This is a genomic window from Cellulophaga sp. (assembly GCF_039943695.1).
GTDB lineage: Bacteria > Bacteroidota > Bacteroidia > Flavobacteriales > Flavobacteriaceae > Cellulophaga.
Genome location: NZ_JBDVAA010000119.1, coordinates 1 through 2749, shown reverse-complemented (window position 1 = coordinate 2749; position 2749 = coordinate 1). Strand labels below are relative to the sequence as shown.

Sequence of the window (2749 nt, the reverse complement as noted above, 5' to 3'; positions counted from 1 at the left end):
AAGTAAAGCAAATTGTAGATGCAAAAGAGTTAGGAGAAATAAGCTATATAAAATCTGACTTTGCTTTTTATGGTTTGGATAGAGCAGAGGAAAGCAGGCTTTTAAATCCAAATTTAGCGGGTGGATCTTTATTAGATATTGGTATTTATCCTGTTTTTTTAGCGTATTTACTTTTGGGTAAGCCTAATGAAATAATAGCTACAGCAAATTTTTATAAAACAGGTGTAGAAAAACAAGTTTCTATTATTTTTAAGTATGATAATGCACAGGCGCATTTGTATAGTGCTTTAACTGCTAATACCGAGACAAGCTCTGAGATAGCAGGTGATAAAGGTCTTTTAAAATTAGAAACTAGATGGCATGAAGCAGAAGGTTATTATATTGAAAAGTCTAGAGAAAAAGAATATTTTAAAACACCAAAATTAGGAGTAGGTTATACCTATGAAATAGAGGAGGTGCATAAATGTATAACTAACAACCAAATAGAAAGTAAACTATGGTCTCATCAAAATAGTTTAGACTTAATACAATTATTAGATCAAATTAGAGAAAAAACAAATATAGTTTTTCCTTTTGAAGCCTAATTTATTAGGTAAATTACCTATAAAATTACGATATTTGACAATTACTAAACCAACAAAATTAGAAGATGAATAAAAATACAGTTTTAGCGTGGGCTACATTTATAATGATATTTGTAGGCTTGGCGTTAATTGCACTTGGTGCTTTTAGGTATGATGATGTTGCCGGATGGGGATTTGCAGCCGTAGGATTTGGCTTTTTTGCTATTGCTTGGGTTTTTAATGCACTTAAAGGAAGAGTGTAAAACACAATATATTTGGGCAAAACAGCGTAATCTTATGCTGTTTTGCCTTTTTTTAATTCAATTAACAACTAAATAATAATAAAAGATATGTCTGACGATAAAAAAGTCATTTTTTCAATGTCTGGTGTTACAAAAACCTTTAAAACGGCAAATACACCAGTATTAAAAAATATATATTTAAGTTTCTTTTACGGTGCCAAAATTGGTATTCTTGGTCTTAACGGATCTGGTAAATCTACCTTATTAAAAATTATAGCTGGCTTAGATAAAAATTACCAAGGTGATGTAGTTTTTTCTCCAGGATATAAAGTAGGTTATTTAGAGCAAGAGCCAAAATTAGACGATGATAAAACGGTAATAGAAATAGTTAAGGAAGGTGTTGCAGAAACTGTTGCTATTTTAGATGAGTACAATAAGATAAACGATATGTTTGGCTTAGAAGAAGTGTATTCTGATGCAGATAAAATGGATAAGTTAATGGCCAGACAGGCTGTGTTACAAGACCAGATAGATGCTAGCAATGCTTGGGAGTTAGATACTAAACTAGAAATTGCTATGGATGCATTACGAACTCCAGATGGCGATAAAAAAATAAGTGTATTATCTGGTGGTGAACGTAGAAGAGTTGCTTTATGTAGACTGTTATTACAAGAACCAGAAATTTTATTATTAGATGAGCCTACCAACCACTTAGATGCAGAGTCTGTACATTGGTTAGAGCACCATTTAGCACAATATAAAGGTACTGTTATTGCTGTAACGCATGATAGATACTTTTTAGATAACGTTGCTGGTTGGATTTTAGAATTAGATAGAGGTGAAGGTATTCCTTGGAAAGGAAACTACTCTAGCTGGTTAGATCAAAAATCTAAACGTATGGCAGATGAAAGCAAAACAGCCTCTAAACGCCAAAAAACTTTAGAACGAGAGTTAGATTGGGTACGCCAAGGAGCTAAAGGTCGCCAAACTAAACAAAAGGCACGTTTAAAAAACTACGATAAATTAATGAGTCAAGATCAAAAACAACTTGACGAAAAATTAGAGATTTACATACCTAATGGTCCACGTTTAGGAACAAACGTAATAGAGGCTAAAGGTGTTAGTAAAGCTTTTGATGATAAATTATTGTACGAAGACTTAAACTTTAATTTACCACAAGCTGGTATTGTAGGTATTATTGGTCCTAACGGAGCTGGTAAAACAACAATATTTAGAATGATAATGGGAGAGGAAACTCCGGATAAGGGTGAGTTTAGTGTTGGTGAAACAGCTAAAATTGCATATGTAGATCAGAGTCACTCTAAAATTGATCCAGAAAAAACAATTTGGCAAAACTTTAGTGATGAGCAAGAGTTGGTAATGATGGGCGGTAAGCAAGTAAACTCTAGAGCTTATTTAAGTAGGTTTAATTTCTCTGGTAGTGAGCAAAATAAAAAAGTAAGTATGTTGTCTGGTGGTGAGCGTAACCGTTTACATTTAGCAATGACGTTAAAAGAAGAAGGTAACGTGTTACTTTTAGATGAGCCAACAAACGACTTAGATGTAAATACACTGCGTGCTTTAGAAGAAGGTTTAGATAATTTTGCAGGTTGTGCTGTAGTTATTTCTCACGATAGATGGTTTTTAGATCGTGTTTGTACGCATATCTTAGCTTTTGAAGGGGATTCGCAAGTTTATTTCTTTGAAGGTTCTTTCTCTGATTATGAAGAGAATAAAAAGAAACGATTAGGTGGTGACTTGATTCCTAAACGTATTAAGTATAAAAAATTAATTAGGTAATTACCTTTAATTATTTTGATAAAAAAAGCTCCTTATAAAAATATAAGGAGCTTTTTACTTTTATTAAGTTTTTTAGTATGAGTTATTTGGGTACCAGTCTAACTGTACAACTTCAATATCTTTATTACTTTCTGTTACTAATTT

The 2749-nt window shown here is 32.3% G+C and carries 3 protein-coding genes; all 3 read left to right on the top strand.

From position 1 onward, the window contains the following. The coding region (locus ABJD66_RS08385) for a Gfo/Idh/MocA family oxidoreductase (protein WP_348130355.1) at positions 1–584 on the top strand (584 nt) is incomplete at its 5' end. A 65-nt stretch (positions 585–649) separates the two neighbouring features. Continuing rightward, a complete protein-coding gene (locus ABJD66_RS08380) occupies positions 650–826 on the top strand; it encodes a CAL67264 family membrane protein (protein ID WP_170854685.1) in 177 nt (58 codons plus the stop codon). Positions 827–913: 87 nt separating this feature from the next. Further along, positions 914–2605 carry an energy-dependent translational throttle protein EttA gene (ettA, locus tag ABJD66_RS08375; protein ID WP_348130351.1) on the top strand — a complete coding sequence of 564 codons (1692 nt, stop codon included), beginning with the start codon at positions 914–916 and terminating at the stop codon, positions 2603–2605. Positions 2606–2749: the final 144 nt, after the last annotated feature.

Excerpts from the sequence above, each read along its gene's own strand:
- ABJD66_RS08380 (WP_170854685.1), top strand. The coding sequence starts at position 650 with ATGAATAAAAATACAGTTTTAGCGTGGGCTACATTTATAATGATATTT.
- ettA (WP_348130351.1), top strand. The coding sequence starts at position 914 with ATGTCTGACGATAAAAAAGTCATTTTTTCAATGTCTGGTGTTACAAAA.